General features: G+C 47.9%; 15 protein-coding genes and 1 pseudogene. 10 read left to right on the top strand and 6 right to left on the bottom strand.

All coding sequences use genetic code 11. The annotated features are described in order from the left end of the window. Positions 1–2: 2 nt before the first annotated feature. Together OM978_RS18845 and OM978_RS18840 are read right to left on the bottom strand one after the other, a co-directional pair. The gene (locus tag OM978_RS18845) at positions 3–1,169 is read right to left on the bottom strand and encodes a two-component system response regulator (protein ID WP_264343876.1); all 1,167 of its coding nucleotides are present in this window, start codon (positions 1,167–1,169) and stop codon (positions 3–5) included. A gap of 20 nt (positions 1,170–1,189) precedes the next feature. After that, positions 1,190–2,728, bottom strand: a complete 1,539-nt coding sequence (locus OM978_RS18840) for a response regulator (protein ID WP_264343874.1) — start codon at positions 2,726–2,728, stop codon at positions 1,190–1,192. A gap of 349 nt (positions 2,729–3,077) precedes the next feature. On the opposite strand from OM978_RS18840, the pseudogene OM978_RS21475 reads away from it, so the two are divergent. From OM978_RS21475 to OM978_RS18800, 8 genes and pseudogenes are all read left to right on the top strand, one after another. Next, a pseudogene (locus tag OM978_RS21475) lies at positions 3,078–3,362 on the top strand (hypothetical protein); the annotation flags it as partial. Between the two features lie 141 nt (positions 3,363–3,503). Continuing rightward, positions 3,504–3,947 carry a nucleoside diphosphate kinase regulator gene (rnk, locus tag OM978_RS18830; protein WP_264346973.1) on the top strand — a complete coding sequence of 148 codons (444 nt, stop codon included), beginning with the start codon at positions 3,504–3,506 and terminating at the stop codon, positions 3,945–3,947. Positions 3,948–4,029: 82 nt separating this feature from the next. Further along, a complete protein-coding gene (locus tag OM978_RS18825) occupies positions 4,030–4,431 on the top strand; it encodes a cobalt transporter (RefSeq protein WP_264343872.1) in 402 nt (133 codons plus the stop codon). 57 nt (positions 4,432–4,488) lie between these two features. Then, positions 4,489–5,802 carry a TolC family protein gene (locus tag OM978_RS18820; RefSeq protein WP_264343870.1) on the top strand — a complete coding sequence of 438 codons (1,314 nt, stop codon included), beginning with the start codon at positions 4,489–4,491 and terminating at the stop codon, positions 5,800–5,802. Further along, entirely contained in the window at positions 5,799–7,043 is a 1,245-nt protein-coding gene (locus tag OM978_RS18815; RefSeq protein WP_264343868.1) for an efflux RND transporter periplasmic adaptor subunit, read from the top strand. The genes OM978_RS18820 and OM978_RS18815 overlap by 4 nt, the downstream gene beginning before the upstream one ends. 9 nt (positions 7,044–7,052) lie before the next feature. Further along, a complete protein-coding gene (locus OM978_RS18810) occupies positions 7,053–10,172 on the top strand; it encodes an efflux RND transporter permease subunit (protein WP_264343866.1) in 3,120 nt (1,039 codons plus the stop codon). Between the two features lie 156 nt (positions 10,173–10,328). Further along, positions 10,329–11,681: a GGDEF domain-containing protein gene (locus OM978_RS18805; protein ID WP_264343865.1), complete on the top strand. Its 1,353-nt coding sequence runs from the start codon at positions 10,329–10,331 to the stop codon at positions 11,679–11,681. A 101-nt stretch (positions 11,682–11,782) separates the two neighbouring features. Then, entirely contained in the window at positions 11,783–12,553 is a 771-nt protein-coding gene (locus OM978_RS18800) for a substrate-binding periplasmic protein (protein ID WP_264343864.1), read from the top strand. Between the two features lie 9 nt (positions 12,554–12,562). Here the strand turns inward: OM978_RS18800 and OM978_RS18795 are convergent, their stop codons facing one another. The 3 genes from OM978_RS18795 to OM978_RS18785 form a co-directional block, all read right to left on the bottom strand. Further along, positions 12,563–13,441 (bottom strand): SMP-30/gluconolactonase/LRE family protein, encoded by an 879-nt coding sequence (locus tag OM978_RS18795; protein WP_264343863.1) that lies wholly within the window; start codon positions 13,439–13,441, stop codon positions 12,563–12,565. Between the two features lie 192 nt (positions 13,442–13,633). Next, positions 13,634–14,119, bottom strand: coding sequence for an arsinothricin resistance N-acetyltransferase ArsN1 family B (locus OM978_RS18790; RefSeq protein ID WP_264343860.1), 486 nt, complete (start codon positions 14,117–14,119; stop codon positions 13,634–13,636). A 96-nt stretch (positions 14,120–14,215) separates the two neighbouring features. After that, positions 14,216–15,322 carry a phosphoribosylaminoimidazolesuccinocarboxamide synthase gene (locus tag OM978_RS18785; RefSeq protein WP_264343858.1) on the bottom strand — a complete coding sequence of 369 codons (1,107 nt, stop codon included), beginning with the start codon at positions 15,320–15,322 and terminating at the stop codon, positions 14,216–14,218. Positions 15,323–15,854: 532 nt separating this feature from the next. Between OM978_RS18785 and OM978_RS18780 the strand changes: the two genes are divergently transcribed. Continuing rightward, a complete protein-coding gene (locus tag OM978_RS18780) occupies positions 15,855–18,863 on the top strand; it encodes a TonB-dependent receptor (protein WP_264343857.1) in 3,009 nt (1,002 codons plus the stop codon). 102 nt (positions 18,864–18,965) lie between these two features. Then, complete coding sequence (locus OM978_RS18775; protein WP_264343856.1) at positions 18,966–20,891, top strand: glycoside hydrolase family 26 protein; 1,926 nt, start codon at positions 18,966–18,968, stop codon at positions 20,889–20,891. 14 nt (positions 20,892–20,905) lie between these two features. Here OM978_RS18775 and OM978_RS18770 read toward each other — a convergent pair whose 3' ends face one another. Further along, complete coding sequence (locus OM978_RS18770) at positions 20,906–22,141, bottom strand: glycoside hydrolase family 5 protein (RefSeq protein ID WP_264343854.1); 1,236 nt, start codon at positions 22,139–22,141, stop codon at positions 20,906–20,908. Positions 22,142–22,181 lie beyond the last annotated feature (40 nt).

The raw sequence follows: 22,181 nt of genomic DNA, 5'->3' as shown, positions 1-22,181 counted from the left end.
GCCTAATCCTGTTGCTTATCTGAAGGCGGGGCAAATTTTGCCAGTGTGGCAGCTTTGTCCTCTAGTTCTTTATCACTGTCACCAAACCGGGTGGCAATGGCATAAAATTCTTCATGAATGGCCAGAAATGCATCCGTGATATCAGGGTCAAAATGCTGGCCACGACCATCCCGAATAATAGAGACTGCTTTTTCGTGTGGCATACCTTCTTTATAAACTCTGCGGCTGATCAGCGCGTCATAGACATCTGCTACGGCCATTAGACGGGCCGAAACCGGAATTTCATCCCCTTTGAGCGCATGGGGATACCCTGAGCCATCCCACTTTTCCTGATGGCTTAGCGCTATCTCTTTGGCACAGGATAAGAAATCTACCGGGGTACTCAGTTGCTGTTCGGCATGAGCAATAGCGTTATAACCCAGCACCGCATGTGTTTTCATGATTTCAAATTCGTCAGGGGTAAACTTACCTGGTTTGAGCAGGATCCGATCGGGTATGCCGACTTTGCCAATATCGTGCAGTGGCGCAGACTTATACAAAATTTCAATCTGCTGATCCGTCAGGTACTGGTTGAATCTTGGATGCTGCTGCAGTTGTAAAGCCAGTGCTTTGACATAATTCTGAGTGCGGCGGATATGATTGCCGGTTTCGTTGTCGCGGGTTTCAGCCAGTGAAGCCATAGCGAGAATAGTGACGTCCTGGATGGCCATCACTTCAGCAGTTCTTAACTTTACTTCATTGTCCAGATAGGCATTCTGATCACGTAACCAATCAGACTGAGTTTTCAGTTGTAGGTGGTTTTTGACCCTGGCCAGTAACAAAGGAGGGCTGATGGGTTTGGTGATGTAATCCACGGCGCCCAGTTGCAGACCTTTTTCTTCATCCTCATTGCTATTCATAGCGGTCAGGAAGATCACGGGTAACAGCTCAGCGTCCTGCATACTTTTGATATGAGACAGCACCTGATACCCATCCATTCCTGGCATCATAATGTCCAGCAGTATCAGATCAGGCCGCTCTCCTTGGGTGATCAACTGCAAGGCTTTTTCGCCGCTGTTGGCTATTTTTACTTTGTAGTAAGGGTTGAGCAGGGCAAAAATAAGTGCCAGATTATCAGGTGTGTCGTCCACCACCAGTATGGTTTTTTTTGAATCGAAAGTATGGGTCATAGCCGCCAGCTCCGTAGCGTTTAATGGGATGATGTGATTCGTGGCAGTGATACGGTGAATACAGTTTTAGCGTTATTCAGCACTTTAAAACTGACATCACCATTTTGTACCAAAGTCATCATGCGGGCTGAGTAGCTGCCAAGGCCGGTGCCTTCCTCTTTGCCGCTGGTGACATACTTATCAAACAAAGACTCACGTATCCCCTCTGGTACTGCGCCTTCATTGTAAAATCGGATGGTGACAGAGTCGTGCAACTCTTCAACACTGATCATGACTTCGCTGCGGGCAGGGGCTGCTTCCACTGCATTTTTAAGTAAGTTACTGAAAATAAAATAGCAAAGTTGTTCTTCGCCTTTCACTACAGGGTTTTTGACAAAAAATTTAAAGCTAATTTGCAGATGTTTTTGCTGGATCTGTTCAGACAAATCAAGCTGAACCTGCTTCAGTAAAGGTTCTACCTCAACGGGTTCGGCTTGTAACTGGTAAGTGCCATTTTCCATTTTTAGCAAATCAGTACCTTGACCCACCAGCCCTAAGGCCATTTGCGCAGAGCGGCGCATCTGGCTGAGTTGCTCTTTGTATTGAGCTGCCAGCTGCGGGTCTTCTAACAATAAGGTGAGTTGCATTAGTAGGCTGCTCAACGGACTTTTCACATCGTGTTGGGTGATGTGTTCCATATCTTGTTTAATCCGTGCGTTTTCCAACAGCGCATCTATGGTGCGTCGCAATTGAACCCTCGCATCACGCAGAGCCAGCTGAGTTCGGATCCGTGCCTGAAGAATTTCTGGCTGCAGAGGTTTGAACACGTAATCTACAGCTCCCAACGCAAATCCTTTGGTCACATCTGCCACTTCAGTTTTTGCAGAGACAAAAATCACCGGAATATCATGGCTGGTATTATTCATCAGGGTTTCGCAGACTTCATAACCGTCCATATCCGGCATCATGATATCCAACAGGATCAAATCCGGTGGGGAGTCAGAGGACACAATACTTAGTGCTTTTTTGCCATTGTTTGCGACTTTAATATTGTAATGGTCCTTGAGCAGATTAAAGAGCAATTCAAGGTTGGTTGGTTCGTCATCTACGACCAAAATTGTCGGTTTAGCGTTGATAAAAGGAATAGTTGCTTCAGTTAACTGCTGGTCAGGTAGTTGAGCTGAAGCCAAAGGGGCTCTGCTTTTACGCTGCAACACACTGGTGACACGTTCTTTCAGCAGGTTCAGTGTAAAAGGTTTGACAACAAAATCATTGACTCTTAAAGCTATGGCTTGGGCAACGATTTGTTTGCTGCCATCTCCTGTCATCAGCATAAAAGGCAAGTTGCTGTATTGGTGATGCCCGCGAACCATTTCCAATAATTCCAAACCACTTTGGCCTGGTATATTGATATCACAGATCACCAAGTCAATTTTTTCATTTTCCAGCAAAGGCCAGATCTGATTGGTACTGGACAAGACAAAAACGTTGTACAACCCACTTTGTTCCAATCCAGATCTGATGGTATTTCGCATAGGGGCAAAATCATCAATTACCAATACCTGCCATTGTCGTTCCATCCTTGATATCCCTTTCTGTTGTATTGGTTTCAGATTAGCACAACAAATATACAGATGAGCTGCAATCTATTGTTCAATAACAGAAAATTTCAGTTGTATGCCGTCCGCCAGTGATGAAGGGGTTTAGTTTTGAGTTTTACCGCTAAATGCTATATGGTGTCCGCAATCGAATTCCCTTTTTTCCCTTGCAACAAGACGGAGGTTATTTTGTTCAAAACAGCAATAAAGTCGCCGTCTTATCACGCAGCTTTTTTTACCGTCTTCCATTCCTGAGCCGGCTCCATCTTTATGGGGTCGGCAGGTTTTTATATCCCCTGATTTTCTGACTATATAAATTCCGGAGTATGGAATGACTATGTTTACCAAAAATGCATCGGGTAAAACCGATGTGTCGGCTGTATTTTTTATGGCAAGTTCGGCTATTCAGCCGCTGCCTCCCTGGCAATTACAACAGCTTCTGCTGCAACTGGAATCGACTGCAAAAAGCAAACGCAAACCTTTAAGCGAAACCGGTATGTTGCCGGGCTGTTCGGCGCGTTTGCTGGATTTATCTGATCAAACCGAAGTCTGGCTGACTCTGGTTTATCCGCAGCAAGAGCAACCAGAGCAGGGTTTTGTTTCAGTGTTGTCGCCTTTAGGCGCAGCTTTGCTTGGCAAAAATGTTGGCGAAGTGGCCGAAGTAACGCTATTTCGCCGCACCTTGAGATTTATGTTGTGTGACCTGATGTCGGTGAAACAACCACCGGCTTTCCATCCTTCTGTACAGGAGAAAACCATGAGTCAAACCCTAGCTAAACAGGCTTTACCAGAACTCGCTTTACCAAAAATAGTATTGTCCAGTTTGGATCTGGACAGGTTAGATCAACTGTTAAGCCGCTTGCCAGCCAAAGATCCAGCCCGCCTGCAGCTTGAACAGGAGCTGGAACGTGGCGCTGTGGTGGAGCCTGCAGCTATGCCCGCTGATGTCGTCACTATGAATTCCACAGTGCGGTTACGCTTACTGAAAACTGGCGAAGAATCATGCCTTACACTGGTCTATCCAAAGGATCTGGATGCAGCTGGCGATAAAGTTTCAGTGTTGGCGCCTGTAGGTTCAGCTTTACTGGGCCTTAGTGAAGGCGACCAAATTCATTGGCCTATGCCGGATGGTGAGATACAGCCTATCCAGGTGCTTCAGCTTGTTTACCAGCCAGAACGAGCGGGGCAATTACACAGATAAGCTGTGCTGTTATGCCTTCGTATCTGGAGGGTCAGAGCTGAAGCTCTGACCCTGGGCTTGAGTTACTGAAGGCCTATAGGCTATGATGAGAACAATTCTTATCGAGGGCTTTATGCCAAAACCCATTCTCCGCTTTGTGTTGCTAATGCTGATTATGCTGAATCACGCCGTTTCGGCCTGTGAGAGCATTGTTATGCATTTACCAGCGGAGAATCATCCGTTTTCTGTGCTGGACAGTTCCAGTCACACTGAACATCAGCACTGTGCTGTTGAAGCAAGCGCCGACGAAAGCGCAGAGGATGCTGCAGAACACCAGGCTGCACATAACGACGACCATCACCCTACTCATGCTCATGTTGCCTGCTATATAGCCGAACTTTATTCGGTATCTGCAGCTCCTGCTGTGCATAAGGCGTCAGCTTTAGCTCAGTACGCTTTAATTACCACCACTTATAGCCCGCCAGTACCGCCACCTAATCAGTAAATATTGATTTAAAAATTAGATTTTCTATTTTATTTCAATAATTTATTGGATGTAGTTATGACTATAAAAACCAGCCATGTGGCTTTTATGCTACTGGCCATTATGTTGCTGTGGGGTATTCCTGCCCAGGCGACAGAACTTAGCCTTGCCGAAGCGTTAAAACGCACAGTGGTGCAAAGCCCAGGCTTGCAATTGTATCCCTATCAGCAGCGTATCAATGATGCAGCTGCTATCAGTGCCGGAATGCGGCCTAACCCTGAACTTCAGCTGGAACTTGCCGATGTGCTGGGTACGGGCGAAAGCGCTGGTGTTAAAAGCGCCGAACTGACCTTAAGCCTGAGCCAATTGATTGAATTGGGTGATAAACGTCAGAAACGGCTTGATCTGACCCAATGGCAAAGCAAATTAACAGAGCAGCAATACCAGCTGGATAAAGTGGATGCGCTGGCGGCCACTATGCGCAGCTTTTTGCAGTTGTTGCATCAGCAAGCGCTGCTTAAGTGGACAGAGCAAAAAATTGCCACTGAGCAACAAGCACTTGAAGCCGCCAAACAACGCGCTAAAGCGGGCAATGTGACAGATGCCGATATCACCAGGCTGGAACTAAAAGTACTGCAAAGCCGGATGGAGCAGAAAAGTCTGTTGGCCGAAAAGCTGGTGAACCTGCGTCTGCTGGCCAGTCATTGGTCAGAGCAGCCTGACTTTGATGCGGTATCTGGTGATTTAACTGTGCTTCCCACTTTGCCTCAACTCGCTGATGTACTGACGCAACTGCAACAAGCCCCGCAGCTGCAATGGTGGCTGACGCAAAACAGGTTGCTGGATAGTCAGTTGCAGCTGGCCAAAGCTTTAGGCCAGGCTGATTTAACTTTGGGCGCAGGACTACGCCGCAATGAGCAAAGCAACGACAATGCTTTTGTGCTGCAGGTCAGTATGCCGTTGGCGTTGGAAAATCCGAATCAGGGCGCCATTCTGTCCAGCGAAGCCTTGGCCGAACAAGCCGAGCTGCAGCAGCAACAAAACATGCAGCAACTGCAATTGCAAACAGAGCGTACCCATCTGCAGCTGACTCAATTCAGTGAGCAGATCGGCGATTACCAAAAAGCCATTATCCCGCTTGCGCAAAAAGTACTGGATCAAATGTTGGTTGGTTATCAGCAAGCTGTGTTTGATATGACCGACTTACTCTCAGCGCAGCAGGAGATTTTGTTGGCCAAACGCAACGTGATTGACCTGCAATACGCTCTGCATTTGCAGCTGTTAGAACTGGAACGCCTGACCGGTTTACCTATGGTGGTGAATGGTCCGGAAGCTTTGACCAAGCAGCACACTCTTTCCGATCTCCCTCCACAACAGGAGTTATCTCAATGAATTTTTTCCGATTTATCTCTGTTTTAATGCTGGCTATCAGCCTTAGTTTTACCGCTATCGTCCATGTCCATGGTGATGAGCATAACGAAGAACAGGCTGAACATCAGCATGCAGAAGCCGCCAAAGGCCCACATGGCGGGCGCTTACTAACCCAGGATGACTTTGCGCTGGAAGTGACTATTTACGAAACCGAAGTAGAGCCAGAATTGCGTGTGTATCTGTATCAAAACGGCGAGCCAATCAAAACCCCGGAGCTAAAACTGCAGGTGACTTTGCAGCGTTTAGGCGAGCCAGCAGAACTGATTAACTTCAGCCCTGAACTGGATTATTGGCTGGGGGATACAGTGATCCGTGAACCTCATTCCTTTGAAGTGGAAATCAACGCCAGTTATCAGGGCAAAAACTTCGAATGGCATTACGATTCTTTTGAAGGTCGCACTGAGTTATCAGCGCGCTCTGTTGAAAAAGCCGGTATAGAACTGGAGCAAACCCAGCCAGGGCAAATTCATACTCAGCTGCATTTATTTGGCGTCGTAGCGCCTGTGCCGGAGCAGCAGTATCAAGTCGGAGCTGCGTATGCAGGTGTGGTGCAACAACTGGCGGTCAAAGTTGGCGATAAAGTCACTAAAGGTCAGTTACTTGCCACAGTGCAAAATCCGGTGAGCTTAAAAAACTACTCTGTTTTTGCGCCTGCATCAGGTGAAGTAACTGCTAAATATGTCAGTGTGGGCGTCAAAGTTTCAGAGCAGCCGATAGTAGAAATCAGCGATTTTTCATCGGTTTATATCGAGATGTCGGCTTTCCCTTCGGACACAGAACAACTGAAGTTAGGGCAGGAGTTTTTGGTAAAAGATTTACATGGCCATCAATCTGCAGCCAGTCAAATCAGCTACATAGCTCCGCAAATGACGGGCGGTCATATAGCACGCGCCCGCGGTGTGTTAGCCAATCCAGACGGCCATTGGCGGCCAGGCATGCATGTCAAAACCGATGTTACAGTGGCGACAGTGGATGCAGCTTTAGTGATCAAAAAATCAGCCTTGCAGTTATGGAATGGCAAAACGGTGATTTTTATCAAAGTAGGGGATGTGTTTGAAATCCGTATGCCTGAACTAGGTCGCGCCGACGATACGCAAGTTGAAGTCTTATCCGGTGTGCCGCTGGGTGTGCAGTACGCTACGAGCAACAGTTTTATCCTCAAAGCCGACGTGATGAAGTCTGGCGCCAGCCATGATCACTAGGAGCTTCTGATGATAAATACCCTATTAAAAACAGCGCTGGCAAGGCCGGTGCTGATCATGCTGCTGACGCTGTTATTGGCAGCTGCTGGTCTTTGGCAAGCCTCCCGTTTACCGGTGGATGCTGTGCCTGATATCACCAATGTGCAGGTACAAATTAATACTGCAGCTGAAGGTTTTTCGCCGCAGGAAACCGAACAGCGAGTTACTTATGCCATTGAAACAGCGATGGCGGGCTTGCCGCAACTGGAGTACACCCGTTCTTTATCCCGTTATGGTTTGTCACAAGTCACAGTCGTTTTTACTGAAGGCACAGATATTTATTGGGCCAGACAACAAGTGGCTGAGCGGCTGCAAAACGTCAGAAACGAACTGCCAGCTGATGTAGATCCGGAAATGGGGCCCATAGTCTCAGGCCTTGGTGAGATTTTTTCCTATACAGTCAAAGCCGTACCCGATGCTAAAAAAGCTGATGGCTCTGCCTATAACCCTGAGGATTTACGCACTATTCAGGACTGGGTCATACGGCCGCAGCTGCTCAAAGTGCCGGGTGTTACTGAAATTAATACCATTGGTGGTTATGTCCGCGAATATCAGGTGTCGCCTGATTTAGTCAAACTACTGGCCTTTAAACTGACGCTGGATGATTTGGCGCAAGCGCTGGAGCAAAACAACAGCAATGTTGGCGCTGGTTATATTGAGCGCAACGGCGAGCAGTGGCTGATCCGATCGCCAGGCCAGCTGAAATCCTTGGAGGACATCAGCCAACTAGTGATTGCCAAACGCGACGATGGCCCGGTTCGGGTAAAAGATGTAGCTGATGTAGCGATAGGCAAACAACTTCGCACCGGAGCCGCTACTCAAGATGGCAACGAAGTGGTGCTGGGCACAGTGATGATGTTGGTGGGGCAAAATAGCCGCACTGTATCGCAGCAAGTCGCCAGTCGCCTTGATGAAATCAATCTGCGCCTGCCCTCAGGTGTAATAGCTGAAGCCAATTACAACCGCACTACCTTAGTGGATAAAACCATTCAAACAGTGGAAACCAACCTGCTGGAAGGTGCTGTGCTGGTGGTGGTGATCCTGTTTTTGTTTCTCGGTAATGTTAGGGCAGCTTTGTTAACAGCACTAGTGATCCCACTGAGTATGCTGTTTGCCATCAGTGGTATGGCGGCCAATAAAATGAGCGGCAACCTGATGAGTTTAGGCGCGATAGATTTTGGCCTGATTGTCGATGGCTCCGTCATAGTGGTCGAAAACTGCTTACGCCAACTAGGTTTAGCTCAGCATCAGCAAGGCCGTTTACTTAACTTAAAAGAGCGTTCTGCAGTAGTGCTTGATGCCACTAAAGAAGTCATGACACCCGCTATGTTTGGGGTTTTTATTATTATGCTGGTGTACCTGCCAATTTTTGCCTTAAGTGGCGTCGAAGGCAAAATGTTCCAGCCTATGGCCTTTACTGTCATAGCAGCCTTGTTAGGAGCTTTAGTACTGGCTATTACCTTTATTCCGGCCTCTATTGCCTTGTTTGTCAGTGGCAAAATTTCGGAAAAAGAAAACGCCTTAATGCTGGCTTTGCGCAGAGCCTATAAACCTTTACTGGCACTGTCGATAAAAACACCTTTGTTGGTATCAGCTGTTGCGATACTGCTGCTGACCAGCGCTTTATGGTCGGCCAGTAAAATGGGCTCGGAGTTTTTACCTCAACTGGATGAGGGCGATATAGCCATGCATGCTTTGCGTATTCCCGGTACCAGCCTGAGTCAGTCGGTACAAATGCAAATGCAGCTCGAAGCGGATATTGCCACTTTGCCTGAAGTAGCAAGGGTGTTCTCAAAAATTGGCACACCTGAAGTGGCGACAGACCCTATGCCACCTAATGTCGCCGATACTTTTATCATTATGAAAAACCAGCAGGACTGGCCCAATCCGGCGAAAAGCAAAGCCCTGTTTGAGGATGAGTTACGGGCTTTGGTGGAGCAAATTCCTGGTAATAAATACGAGTTTACCCAGCCCATAGAAATGCGCTTTAACGAGCTGATCGCAGGGGTTCGCACTGATGTGGCGGTGCGGGTTTATGGTGATGATTTAGATGTGCTGGCCGAAGTGGGTGAGCAGGTTGCTGCTGTGCTTGCTGCTGTGCCGGGCGCTGAAGATGCCCGCATGGAGCAGTCAGCAGGTTTGCCGCTGCTTTCAATAGAACCGCAACGTGACCATTTGGCTTTAGTGGGTATGGACGTCGCGCAAATGCAGCAACTGATCCAAACCGCTATTGGTGGCCGTCAGGTTGGGCTGATGTATGAAGGCGATAAACGCTTTAAGTTAGTGCTGCGTTTGCCGGAAGAACTACGGCAAGACCCGGCGGCTTTGGCGCGTATTCCTGTGACCTTACCAGTCGATGATTCGCCTGAATTACGTTATGTGCCATTAGGTGAAATCGCCACTATTGCCGAAATCACAGGCCCCAACCAAATCAACAGGGAAAGTGGTAAACGTAATGTGGTGGTAACCGCCAATGTGACAGACCGTGACTTGGGCAGTTTTATCGCCGAAGTGCAGCAACGTATGCAGGATTTGCCCTTGCCTGATGGCTACTGGCTGGATTATGGCGGTACCTTTAAGCAGTTGCAGTCAGCAACGGAGCGTTTAAGCATAGTGGTGCCGTTAACCTTGCTGCTGATCATTGGTCTGTTGTATGGCGCATTAAATTCAGTGCGGGACACCTTAGTGGTATTCAGCGGTGTACCGCTGGCCCTGACAGGAGGAGTCTTTGCCTTGTTGCTTCGTGATATGCCATTGTCGATCTCAGCTGCCGTAGGTTTTATAGCCTTGTCTGGTATAGCAGTGCTGAATGGCATAGTGCTGGTCAGTTTTATCCGCCAGCTGCGTGATCAGGGTTTGGAGCTTTTGGTCGCACTGGAACAAGGCGCTATGTCGAGGTTAAGGCCTGTGCTGATGACTGCTTTGGTCGCCAGTTTAGGTTTTGTGCCTATGGCGTTTAATGCAGGCACAGGAGCTGAAATTCAGCGGCCTTTAGCCACAGTGGTGATAGGTGGCATTATCAGCTCCACCTTGTTGACCTTGCTGGTACTGCCGGCTTTATACCGCTTGGTGAATTTTAGAAAAACTTAAAAGTAAAAATGGGGTCAGATCACATTGTTAACGGTTAACAATGTGATCTGACCCCATTTTATCGCTGATGATCTGGTATAAAGCAGACACTTCACAGATACTGCACTACCATTGCCTATAGCAGGCATGGCCTCAGGCTTGAAGCGGGTTCCTTTTATGCAACAATGGTTTAATGCATCGTTACAGCGAAAAATCAGTGGTCTACTGGTGGTACTGCTGTCCTTTTTATTTGTCGTCATTATCTATTCCATCTACAAGCTCAAACTGATCGATGCTGAAATGCACGAAGTGGCAGAAATTGATGTGCCGCTGACAGAAATGGTCAGCGAGCTGGAAATGATGCAGTTAAAACAGCATTTGCTGATTGAACAATTTCGTTTAAAAGGTGAGCAGGCCAAAGTTGCATTGAAACCCGAACAGGCCTTTGCAGCGCAACGTGATGGCCTGAAACTGATACTGGCGAAAGCCGAGCGGGTGTTGAATAAAAGTTTACTGCAACATCAGGTTCGTTTTGCTGCGGCTGAACATCAGCAAATTCTGGCCAGTATTGAACAGTTTCATCAGCAAAGTGACAGCTTTGAACAGCAGCTGAAACTGGCGTTACAACAAGGCCATACCTCAGAGCAGCAATGGCGGCAGTTTGAAGATGAAGCGGCCAGTTTAGATCAAAGTATTGTGGCTATTTTACGGCATATGGAAAAGCTGACGCTCGAAGCCAGCCGTTATACCGACAAACACGAAAACGAATTTATGCTGGTCAATACTGGCCTGGGTTTTTGTGCTTTTGTTATTGGCTTGTACCTGACCTTTTACATTCTGCAGATTTTCCGTTTGCGTATTGGTCGTATTCAGGCCGAAATTAAAAATGTGCAGCATTCGATTGAACAGGGTGAGCCTATCACCAGCCCGGTCTTTCACCAGCCTGAACATCAGGATGAGCTGACAGAGCTTGAGCACGACTTGAAAATGATGGTGCAGCGGTTATCACAGGAAATCAGCAACAGGCAGGAAATAGAGCAACAACTGCTGGTGCTGGCAACCCGGGATAAATTAACAGGCGCCTTTAACCGGCATAAATGGGATGAACAACTTCGCATGGAACTGAGCCTGGCGGAACGTGGCAGCGTCTTCAGTATTGCGCTTTTGGATGTGGATTTTTTTAAAAAAGTGAACGATCAGTTTGGTCACCATACCGGCGACAAAGTACTGCAATCTTTAACAGACCATATCAGCCGCCGCTTACGCAAAACCGATAGTTTGTTCCGCTTGGGTGGTGAAGAGTTTGTGATTTTATTACCACAACAAAAAGCCGAAGCGGCCTGCCAATTGGCAGAAATGCTGAGACAATATATCGCCAGCCTCGACGAGCCGGAATTGCCTGCCTTTACCATCAGTTTTGGCGTCACCGAATACCATGCGCAGGACGATGAAGACTCTATCCTGAAAAGGGCCGATCAGGCTTTGTATCAGGCTAAAGCTATGGGTCGAAACAGAGTTCAGTTGGGCTAAAAACGAAAAATTCAGCGGCTTTGAGCAAAAAGCATAGAACGGATGAAAATCTGCGCTGGCGCACATAAACTCTTTAGATGATTTGTTTGGGGGAGTGCAGGATGATGTACAGGTTGTTATGGCTGGCCCTTTTTATTTCACTGTTTAATCCTGCAGAAGCTAAGCCACAACTGCGCTGGTGTCTGGGCACTTTTCCGGGTTTTTATGGCTTTAATGCGGTGACAAAACAGCCGGAAGGGCTGTCGGTACTGTATTTGCAGGAATTAGCCCGCAGAGCCAACTTTACTTTGGTTCCAAGCGAAGAAACACCATTCGCACGCTGTTTTGCGCAAATGGCCAACGGAGAAACTGATTTAATGATCAATATTCTCAAAACAGGCGAGGGACGGGCTGATATTCATTACATCCAATTCGCGACCCGCTGGCCGGACAGAGTTTATTACGCCAGTAGTAAAAACCTGCGGCTGGACACACCTGGTCAACTGGCCACTATGACGCTTGCAACCATCAGAACTTACAAAGTAGCGCCAGAAATTCAAATAGTGCTGGATGGCATGAAAAAAAGACAACTGGTGCAGGTGGATTCAGTGTTAACCGCTTTGCAAATGGCTGCGAAGCAACGCATAGATGCCGCTTTGTTACCTGCGACTCAGGTACAGGCTGTATTGAAAGACCATCCTGAGTTAGCTGCTGAATTAAAGGATATAATCTTCCCCAAGGCGTTGGTAAAACCTCAGCCTGTCTATATGGGCCTGTCCAGCCACTGTAATTGTCCGGAGCTGGAGGCCGCCATCAAACAGGGTATTAAAAGCATGCAAGAGGACGGCTCCAGTCAAAAGATTTTTGCCGGAAAAGTTATTGTGGAGTTTTAAAGTTTCCTGTTAATAACTTAGCTTATAGGCTTGTACCGAGTTACCTAAAAAAGTGGGGATATATAAAGTGTTAGTCGCCTGATCCCAGCCAATATCGGCGGTATTCAGTTTTAAGGTTCTGGTGTCCAGCAACTCTTTGATACGACCATCGGCTGACACGTAATACACCAAACCCGCCCAGCAGCTGACAATAAAATCGCCATTGCCGACAGGCTCCAGACCATCAGCCCGCTCAGCAAAACCTCTAGCAACTTGCCTGATGTTTTTGCTGTTGTCGGTTAAATCAAGCTTCAGCAGTTTATCGCCAGCTGCGATATACAGCTGTTCCCCAACCACTTTTAAACCGTTGGCCGCTTCTACATTATCCAGCCAGATGCTGATCTGGTTTTGTTCCAGCTTATAAATCCGGTTTTTACGGGTGTCAGAGATATAAACCACACCTTTGTCATCAACAGTCACATCATTTAAAAACACCGAATCGGGCGCTTTGATTTTATTCAGTATTTTGGCAGACGCTATATCCACAATCACCACTTCAGTTAAATCAGCTATATAAAGTTTGCCCTGATACACCGCCAAACCTTTAGGTGCATTCAAACCTCTGAGCCAGTCTTTATTACGTATTGTGCCGTCTGAATTTAAAAGCGCCACACCACCAACTCCATCGACTGCACTGCCCTGACCATCAATTTCCGACACAAACAACACAGTATCGGTTTTGCCGTTGTGTTGCTGCTGGTGCCAAAGCACAGACTCAGGCACACGCAAATCTTTGGTATGCCATAAGGCTTCTAATGCAGGTTGGTTTGATACAGCTTCTTCGGCAAGTAGCAGAGGAGGCATCATCACAGGCAAAAGACATAACAGCAAAGGGAAACAGCTTTTCATTTTATGGTCCGGTGGAGAAATTTGATGGCACCACCATACCCAGTGCAGAACAAAAATGCGAATCTTGATCTGCTAAGTAGTCAGTCATACTTGGGGTTGTTTCAGATATGGAATTCCACCCGGCCTAGTTTTAGGCAAGTCACAGAACAGGGGGCAGAGATAAACCTAACTTTATGTTTGAGATTTGCAGTACTAAAGCAACTTCTGCCAGTAGCCGACATCGCGCCACTGCTCAAACTTAAAGCCAACTTGTTGAAAGTGACCGCATTTCTCAAAGCCAAATTTTTCATGCAGCGCCACACTTTGTGCATTGGGTAAAGTAATGCCACCTATAGCCAAATGGATACCCAAAGCTTTTAATTCTGCCAATAGCTGCTGATACAGCTGACTGCCGACACCCTGACCAGACAAGCCCTCTTTGACATAGACAGTACATTCAGCGGAAAAACGATACGCCGAGCGGACCCGCCATTTCGTAGCATAGGCATAACCCAGCACTTCACCGTTTTTTTCCAGCACCAACCAGGGCAAGCCATCGGTTTGCACTAAGCCAATACGCTCCGCCATCTGTTCGGTACTCACTGCCTGCTCTTCAAAAGTGACGCTGGTATTGAGTACATAGTGGTTATAAATAGCTGCAATGGCTGCTGCATCTGCTGAGGTTGCTTGGCGGATCATCCGGTATCTCCATTCAATACAAGGTTTTGCGTGCTTCAGATACAACAATGCCAGTCACGGGACTGGCATTGCAATAGAGCCTTTGTACTTAAAAGCTTATTCCGCTATCAAACCATAGTCGCGACCTAACACCTCAATAATTTCGGCTTTAGGGTTGGCGGCTAATTCAATTTTACGGCCTGTGACTTTTTCCGCTATACCCAGGTAAGTACGGGAAATATCCATCATTACGTCAGTGGGCAGGGCGTTGTCGCGTGCCAGTGCTGCACGCTCTGGCATCCGGTCTTTATTTAATAAAATATCCGGATCCGGGAAGTTGCTCAAAAGCCACTGACGGAAGCCTTCTTTCGATTGCTCGACAATGCTGCCATTGCGCCAGCTGGCGCCATCCCATATCCGTGAGCTGTCTGGTGTGCCCACTTCGTCCATATAAATCAGTTTGCTGTTGCCATTGGCGTCGTTGACATAACCAAATTCAAATTTGGTATCAACAAACATCTGATCCAGTGCAGCCAAAGCGTCGCTGATTACGCCAAAACCTTGTTTTAAAAGGGTTTCATATAGGCTGATATCGGATAACTGTTCAAAACCAAAAGCTGCGCTATGGCGTTCAATATCGGCACGGGAGATGTTTACATCGTCCGCTTCCGGCACACCGGCTAAGCCCGTCAGAATACCTTTGGTGGACGGAGTAATTAAAATCTCCGGTAGTTTTTGATCTTTTTGCAGGCCTTCAGGCAGGGTAATACCACAGAATTCACGTTCACCTTTGCTGTAAGCACGCCACATAGAGCCGGTAATGTATTGGCGGGCTATGGCTTCAATTTTCAGCGGACGGGCTTTTTGCACTATCCACACCAGCGGGTGCGGAATATCCAGAATATGGCTGTCGGCCAGGCCATGTTGTTTAAACAAGGCAAACCAGTGATTCGATATGGCGTTTAATGCTGCGCCTTTGCCAGGCACACCGTTTAAGCCATTTTCGCCATGCCAGATGCAGTCAAAAGCGGAGATGCGGTCGCTGATCACCATAATGGCCAGCGGCGTGTCTGGTGCTACAGGGTAATTTTTTTCCCGGATTAACCGCTCGCTGTCAGCGGCAGTCAGCCAGTACACACTGCGGACTTTACCTGAATGAACAGGTAAATCTGTACGAATAGGCAAGTCGTCGTTGACCGCCAGGACCTGAGTTGCAAGAGTCATCTTCATTTCTTCTGTGGCTGAAAAAAGGCGCGGTGGAGTTTAACAGAAACTGTGGGTGAACTGAATCGGTCTGGCGGAATATGAAGCTTGTTGTCGAAGCTGTCACTGTGGTTTATCTGTACCCGAATTTTTTCCTTATCTATAGGTGGTTTAATTGAATACTGCTGTAACCAGTTTCATCAGCGTTTTTTGCAGACTGTGACCTAGACTTTAGTCGAATGCCTGTTGTGGCATTATTTGGCTATAAATCTATATGATTCAGGCTTTAACCTGATTTTTTCTTTGGTTAACTCTCATTTTGGTTACAGATTTATTTCTTATTAACACTTGCATGAAAATGTAACCGGTTATATTTTTATTCTGGTGCATTTATAAGCTGTGCCGCACCAAAATGGGACAATAGCGCTGTTACAGAAGCGAAAGACCATAACAAAGCCAACAACAGGGTGAAGGATGACAGGCGTCTTGGGGCTCGCCGGCATTATCTGACACTTAAAATAATCATAAAAACAGTAAGATAAGGGTGGAACAAATGAACACATCAGCTAAATTACCGCTGAAGCTTTCGCTATTGGCGGTAAGTTGTGCGCTGGCGTTATCTGTAGCTCAGGCGCAACAAAACAGCCAAACGCAGGATGATGCCACTACAGCATCCGACAACAAAAAATCCGATAAAGAAATCGAAATTATTACCGTCAAAGGCATACGTCGCGCTCAGGAAGCTGCCATTGATGTCAAAAGGGCTGCCAGCAACATAGTGGACTCTATAGTTGCAGAAGATATAGGTAAGTTACCTGATGCCACTATTGCCGACTCTTTACAGCGTATTACCGGTGTGCAAATTGACAGAACCGCAGGTGAAGGCTCCAGTTTAAACGTGCGTGGTATGCCGCAGGTTCTGACGACGCTGAACGGCGAGCAGTTTCTAAGCCCCTGGTCTATTACCAATGTGCAGGCCAACTACTCAGATATTCCATCCGCGATGATTTCCTCAGTGGATGTACACAAATCTATGTCTGCTTCGATGATAGCGGGCGGTATTTCCGGTGTGGTGGATTTAAAAACCCGTAAACCTCTGGAAATGTCGCAAGGCTGGACTGCATCTGCTGGCCTGGAAGGCTCAAGAGGCTCGATCACCGAAAAAGACAACCATGATGCCAACGCCTTTGTTGGTTTCAACAATGGCGATATTGGTTTTACGCTGGCGGCTTTTAATTCAAACAGTAACTCTGCCAACTATCAGATGTACGAAGACTCACGTATGGCCTGGCCTAATGCCGGTGGTGATCCAACAGATTTGAATGACAATGGCAACACTGTCAATGACAGATTTCTGGTGCCTGCCGGTTATGGTGTCAAAGCTTATGTGATGGAGCGTGAAAGAAAAGGTTTTGCCGGTTCTTTGCAAAAAGTCCTGAATGCCAGCTGGACAGCCAGTGCTGATGTGTTTTACACCAAAATGGATCAGTTTGACCGGGGCATTGAAACTCAGTTTAACGGCAGTAACAACTCAAACTACGATGTATTAAGACCAGGCTCAGTACTGACTGAAGAAGCAACTGTACCAGGTATTGACGGTGCGCCGGATCGGGTGCTGCATTCTTTGCAGGTTGCAGTGATTGAAGCGCCGGATTTTCAGGCAACAACCCGTAGTCGTCAGAACCATACAGATGCAACTAATACCAATCTGCAGCTGAATTTTGATGATGGTGGCCCTTTCACTGGTTCAGTACGTTATGTGTATGCCACAGCAGAAAAAGTCTACGAAGACGCTACTTTCCAGCAAGGTACACCGGCCTGGTATTGGATAGATGCCGATAATAATGGCCAAAACGACCCAAGAGACCCTTTTCTTGTCACAGTGGATTACAGGCCTGAATACCCAACCTTTAGCTATACCGATGATTTATCTGGTGTCGACAGGCTTAATCTGTATCAGGCTTATGCTTACGGTATTAAAGATGAAGCCACTATGGATGCTTTCCGCGCTGATGGTAAATACGAGTATGAGCTGGGCGATTTCAGTTCCTTTGAATTTGGTGCCAGAGTCGGAACCCGTGATGTGGATACCACCCGCTATGATTATCTGACCCCTACAGCCCGTTATTCCACCTGGTCTGATCCGTCTGTTGATCCGGATTTATGGTACCAGATGTTACCGGGCGACCAGGTATGGCAACGTTACCCTGACTGGCGTGATTTTAAAGGCGATGCCAATCTGGGCCTGCCTGCGGCGACTGATTTACAAAGTCAGCTGATTTCCTACACAGATTTTGGCCCTTTTCAAGGCTTTGAATCCGGGGTGGCTGGTTTAGATCCTAAGTCACTGGATAATCTGGCCCAGTTTATGGACTTTGTTTACCCTGGCGCACAGAAATTTAACGACCCGGCCAAAGCCTACAACGTGGAAGAACGCGCCACTTCAGCTTATTTCCAGGGCAATTTTGACAATGCCATCGGAATTTGGGGTATCCCTTATTCTGGTAATTTAGGCCTGCAAGTGGTGCGTACTGACCGTACCGTAGTACAAAGTGAAGTGCCTTTGTATTATGAAGCAGGGAACCATTTTGGTGGTGGAGCTAATGGCAGTCAATCCTGGAACGCCGTATTTAAATCAACCGGCACTAAAGTGACGGAGATTGATTTTACCGACTATTTGCCTTCGGCCAATATCAACTTCTTCCCACATGACGACGTAGTAGTGCGTTTTTCCTACGCTAAGACCATGAGCCGTAACGATTTAATTAACGTTGGTGAAGGTTTGACTCTGTGGTATCAGGAATACACAGTCACAGACGAAGATGGCACTGAGCGGGTAGTCACCAGCGCTGGTGGTGGTAACGATCAGGGTAATCCAAACGTGAAACCATGGCGCGCTGTTAACTACAACAGTTCGGCAGAATGGTATTTTGCCGAAGGTGGTATTTTAGGTGCTGGTATTTTCCTGATCGACGTAAAAAGCGCAACTGAGACTTTACAGGAGCAGCGCCAGTACGCCGATTCGGATGGTGTAATACGCCGCAGTGTGAACGTCTGGACAACAAAAAATGTCGGGGCTTCGGATCTGAAAGGTTTTGAACTGGGCTATAAGCAGTCGTACAACTTCTTGCCTGAACCTTTTAATGGCTTAGGCTCTGAGCTGAACTATACCTACTCAGACAGTGAATCAACCGACAGAGATTTGGAGGGGAATCCTTTCCCGCTGCAGTCCAACTCCAAGCATCAGTACAACGCTGTACTGTGGTATCAGGCAGGCCCTTTCAGTACCCGTGTGGCTTACAACTGGCGTAGCAAACAGTTTAATGGCCGTGTTGGTTTAAATACCAACGAAGCGCCTATTAGTCTGGGCAACTGGGCCAAAGATGCAGGCTATCTGGATGCTTCCATCAACTACGATCCAAACCAGCATCTGACTGTCTATCTGCAGGGCACTAACTTAACTGAAACCAATCAGCGCAGTTATGCTCAGTTTGAAAGCCAGTTCCACTCTATGTCAGTGCAAGAGCGTCGTATCACTTTAGGTGTGCGTGCCCGCCTGTAACTGCAAACTGATAAACCGATGGGCACAGTGCCCATCGCCTTTTTAAGATGTGCTGCGGCCGTCCTCTCCCTGGTCGTGGCGCATCTGTTTTCAGGATCATCTATGAAGCTCAAAAATCTATTCGCAGCTGTTCTGCTGAGTTTTGCCTTGCCTGTGTTAGCCGCACCTTTAACAGCTGTTGACCCGGAACTGACAGCAGAAGCTCGCTCTTTGCTACAGTATTTGCATCAACAGCAGGGCAAAGGTATTTTATTTGGCCAACAGCACGCCAGTACCAGGGTGCTGAGCAAAAAGCTTAATCCCAAAGCCCAGTCTGATATAGCCAGCTTAACAGGGCAGATGCCTGCTATTTATGGCTGGGATACCTTATCTATTATTCAGCCAAAACCTGAAGGGGATATCAGCGCTGCAGTCAAAGCCGCATACAGTTCAGGTGGCATTATTACCATCAGTACTCACTTTTATAACCCTGTCACAGGAGGCAACTTTTGGGACACCCAACCTGCAGTGGCACAGATACTGCCGGGTGGCAGTTTTCATCAGAAATTTAAAGCCGAGCTGGATCAGGTGGCTGATTGGGCTCATCAGCTAAAAGCCGATGATGGCAGCTCCATTCCGGTGATCTTCCGTATTCTGCACGAAAACACCGGCAGCTGGTTCTGGTGGGGGGCAGCACAAAGCAGTCCTGAACAATACAAAGCTTTGTATCGCTTTATTGTGGATTACTTAAAGCTGGAGAGAGGTGTACACAATTTTTTATATGCCTATTCACCAGCTTCGGGTTTTGCCGGTGATAAAGCCGCCTTTAACGAACGTTATCCGGGCGATGCTTATGTCGATGTGCTGGGTTTTGACGACTATCAAGCTGGTGATACCCAAAGTTGGATCCAGTCTGTGGTTGCCACCTGTCGGACTTTGGTGGAATTTGCCAAAGAAAGGGGCAAAGTCGCAGCGTTAACCGAATTTGGCCAGGGCGAACCCAACAAAGCCTCAGCAGCTTTTTATCTGCCTTTGTTGCAGGCTTTGCAGGCTGATCCTTTAGCTTCACAACTGGTTTATATGATGACCTGGGCTAATTTTAGTGCTGAGCATAGTTATGTTCCTCTGTCGTCTGAGCCAGCAGTGCGGGTCGATGATTTTAAAGCTTTTGCGACCCAACCTTATCTGCTTCTGGCAGATAAGGTGCCTGCTACTTTGTATCAGCAAGAAGTCGATGTGGCCCCTGCGGCTGAACAACTGGTGTTGATGTCGCCTTTGGCCTGGCAGCCTGTACAACACAAGGTATTGGTGCAACTGAAGGTGCAATCGGCGCAAGCCGTTAAACAAGTAACAGTGCGAGCTCAGGGTAAAAGCTGGCCTTTGCAGCAACAAAAGTGGTACTGGACCACAGAGCTGCCATTGGATCAGCTGTCGTTTCAGCAAGTCCCCTTGCAGCTGGAGTTCCATGCCGAGCTGAAAAACGGCCAGCGTTTAACTGAAAAACTACCTCTGCTGCCGGCTCAGCCGAAGCCTGATGCCAAACTGCTGTTTGATCCCAATTGGTCCAGAGGTTTTTCGCAGCGCTTACAGCAACTGATCGCAGGGACAGGGGATGGTGTAAAGGTTGAGGCGCTTTGTGCTGCAGCCAGAGACTGTCTGCTGTTGGCGAAGTACAAGTTGCATCCAGCTGGCCATACGGGCTTAAGGTATATGCCAGAGCAAGCAGTACCACTGTCGGCGGACCGGAAGCTGAGCTTCTATCTGCAGCCCGATCAAAAGATGCAGCGTCTGGCGTTGGAGCTTTACAGTGCAGGTAAAGCTTATTACTACAGTCTGGATCTCAGTCAATGGCCCATGCAGCCCGGAACTGAGTTCAGACAAGGCCAGGACGTGACGCTTGAGTTACAGAAGTTTTGTAATCAGCAGCAGTGTTTTAGCGGTGGAGAGCTCGGTCAGCTGGCGTTGTTTATCCATGCGGCGGATCCGGCTTTGGCAAACCAGACCTTGTCAGGCCAGATGAAACTGGGAGCCATTCGGCTGCAGCCTTGACTCCCGCTTGCTGGTTATTTGAATGCGCTGCTGCCTGACATCAGCGCATTCAGGGCTTGTTGATCCAATACTTTGTTGTGACGCCTGTCCAGCAAAGTACCAGTGTCCCAGTAAAAGGGCACTATGCCATGTGCTATGGCGCTTCTGGTCACGTAGTTGAAATAGTGGGCCCTGCTATTGAGGTGGCGTGTTCGCTCATCGCCTGTGAGCTTACTGCGGGTGTCAGCACCAAACTCGCCCAAAATAACGGGTATGCCCGCGTCCACAAATTGTTTTTTCACAGAGCTAAACATCTGGTCGACATAGTCTTCGTCTGTGCTGGCGTTGCGTTCAGAATCCGTGTCAGACATAAAGTCTTTACCCCAGTAGTAGGCCGCTTTGCCCCAGGATGCATCTTCAGCCATCAGGGTGAAGTTATAGGGGCTGTAATAGTGCAGCTCCAGCATCATTCGATCCTGAATTGGATCGGTCGGAAGCTGATGCATCCAGCCGCGGGTTTTTTCGATATCAGTTGCAGGTCCTTGCACAACCAGAGTCCGGTAGGTATTTTTGCCGCCTGTGGCCCGGACTGTATCAATAAAGGTCTGGTGATAAGACAGCAGCACCGCCATCTGCTCAGCGTTTTCGACATGTGGTTCGTTGGCGCTGGCAAAGATCAGGCGCTCGTCAAAATCACGCAATAAGGTCGCGATTTGTTGCCAGTAGGCTTTTTGGCGGGCATTCACCTGCTGCTGTTTTTCAGGCGTCACATTAAGCTCCAGCCAACCACCATCCCAGTGAATATTCACCAGCACATACAGGTCGTTGTCGATGCAGTACTGCACCACCTGTTTAATGCGATTTTGCCAGGCCGGATCCAGAGCGGCAGTCCTCTGATCGGCATATTGGTCCCAGGACACAGGCAAACGTATCGCATTAAAACCAGATTTTTTTGCCAGAGCGATAAAGTCGGCTGTGATAGCTGGGTTGCCCCAGGATTTTTCCCCCTGGTTGCCAACTGCCTCCAGCGTATTGCCTATATTCAGTCCTATCCGGATACGGCTGGCCAGTTCGCTGGCAGTACTGCTCATTCCAGTCTTATCCGGTGTCGCAGCATTGGTATTGTAATCTGGAAATTGCACCAAGGCTGAGGCTGCACTAGCTGTATCCTGCAGCGCAGGTGAGCTGGCGCTGCCACTGCAGGCGCAAAGTGAACAGCAGGTCAGGAGCAGAATCAGGCGCTTCGCTTGGGCGAGCCTAAGGTTAAACATAAGATGATCCTCGTGGTGCAAGGAGCCAGCGCCAGAAGTT

Origin of the sequence: Rheinheimera sp. MM224 (genome assembly GCF_947090785.1) — a bacterium.
In the GTDB taxonomy this organism is placed as follows: Bacteria; Pseudomonadota; Gammaproteobacteria; order Enterobacterales; family Alteromonadaceae; genus Pararheinheimera.
This window is presented reverse-complemented; position numbering and strand designations above follow the sequence as displayed.

Excerpts from the sequence above, each read along its gene's own strand:
- OM978_RS18825 (WP_264343872.1), top strand. The coding sequence starts at position 4,030 with ATGATGAGAACAATTCTTATCGAGGGCTTTATGCCAAAACCCATTCTC.
- OM978_RS18800 (WP_264343864.1), top strand. The coding sequence starts at position 11,783 with ATGATGTACAGGTTGTTATGGCTGGCCCTTTTTATTTCACTGTTTAAT.
- OM978_RS18770 (WP_264343854.1), bottom strand. The coding sequence starts at position 22,141 with ATGTTTAACCTTAGGCTCGCCCAAGCGAAGCGCCTGATTCTGCTCCTG.
- OM978_RS18840 (WP_264343874.1), bottom strand. The coding sequence starts at position 2,728 with ATGGAACGACAATGGCAGGTATTGGTAATTGATGATTTTGCCCCTATG.
- OM978_RS18815 (WP_264343868.1), top strand. The coding sequence starts at position 5,799 with ATGAATTTTTTCCGATTTATCTCTGTTTTAATGCTGGCTATCAGCCTT.
- OM978_RS18820 (WP_264343870.1), top strand. The coding sequence starts at position 4,489 with ATGACTATAAAAACCAGCCATGTGGCTTTTATGCTACTGGCCATTATG.
- OM978_RS18810 (WP_264343866.1), top strand. The coding sequence starts at position 7,053 with ATGATAAATACCCTATTAAAAACAGCGCTGGCAAGGCCGGTGCTGATC.
- OM978_RS18775 (WP_264343856.1), top strand. The coding sequence starts at position 18,966 with ATGAAGCTCAAAAATCTATTCGCAGCTGTTCTGCTGAGTTTTGCCTTG.
- rnk (WP_264346973.1), top strand. The coding sequence starts at position 3,504 with ATGAGTCAAACCCTAGCTAAACAGGCTTTACCAGAACTCGCTTTACCA.
- OM978_RS18790 (WP_264343860.1), bottom strand. The coding sequence starts at position 14,119 with ATGATCCGCCAAGCAACCTCAGCAGATGCAGCAGCCATTGCAGCTATT.
- OM978_RS18780 (WP_264343857.1), top strand. The coding sequence starts at position 15,855 with ATGAACACATCAGCTAAATTACCGCTGAAGCTTTCGCTATTGGCGGTA.
- OM978_RS18845 (WP_264343876.1), bottom strand. The coding sequence starts at position 1,169 with ATGACCCATACTTTCGATTCAAAAAAAACCATACTGGTGGTGGACGAC.
- OM978_RS18805 (WP_264343865.1), top strand. The coding sequence starts at position 10,329 with ATGCAACAATGGTTTAATGCATCGTTACAGCGAAAAATCAGTGGTCTA.
- OM978_RS18795 (WP_264343863.1), bottom strand. The coding sequence starts at position 13,441 with ATGAAAAGCTGTTTCCCTTTGCTGTTATGTCTTTTGCCTGTGATGATG.
- OM978_RS18785 (WP_264343858.1), bottom strand. The coding sequence starts at position 15,322 with ATGACTCTTGCAACTCAGGTCCTGGCGGTCAACGACGACTTGCCTATT.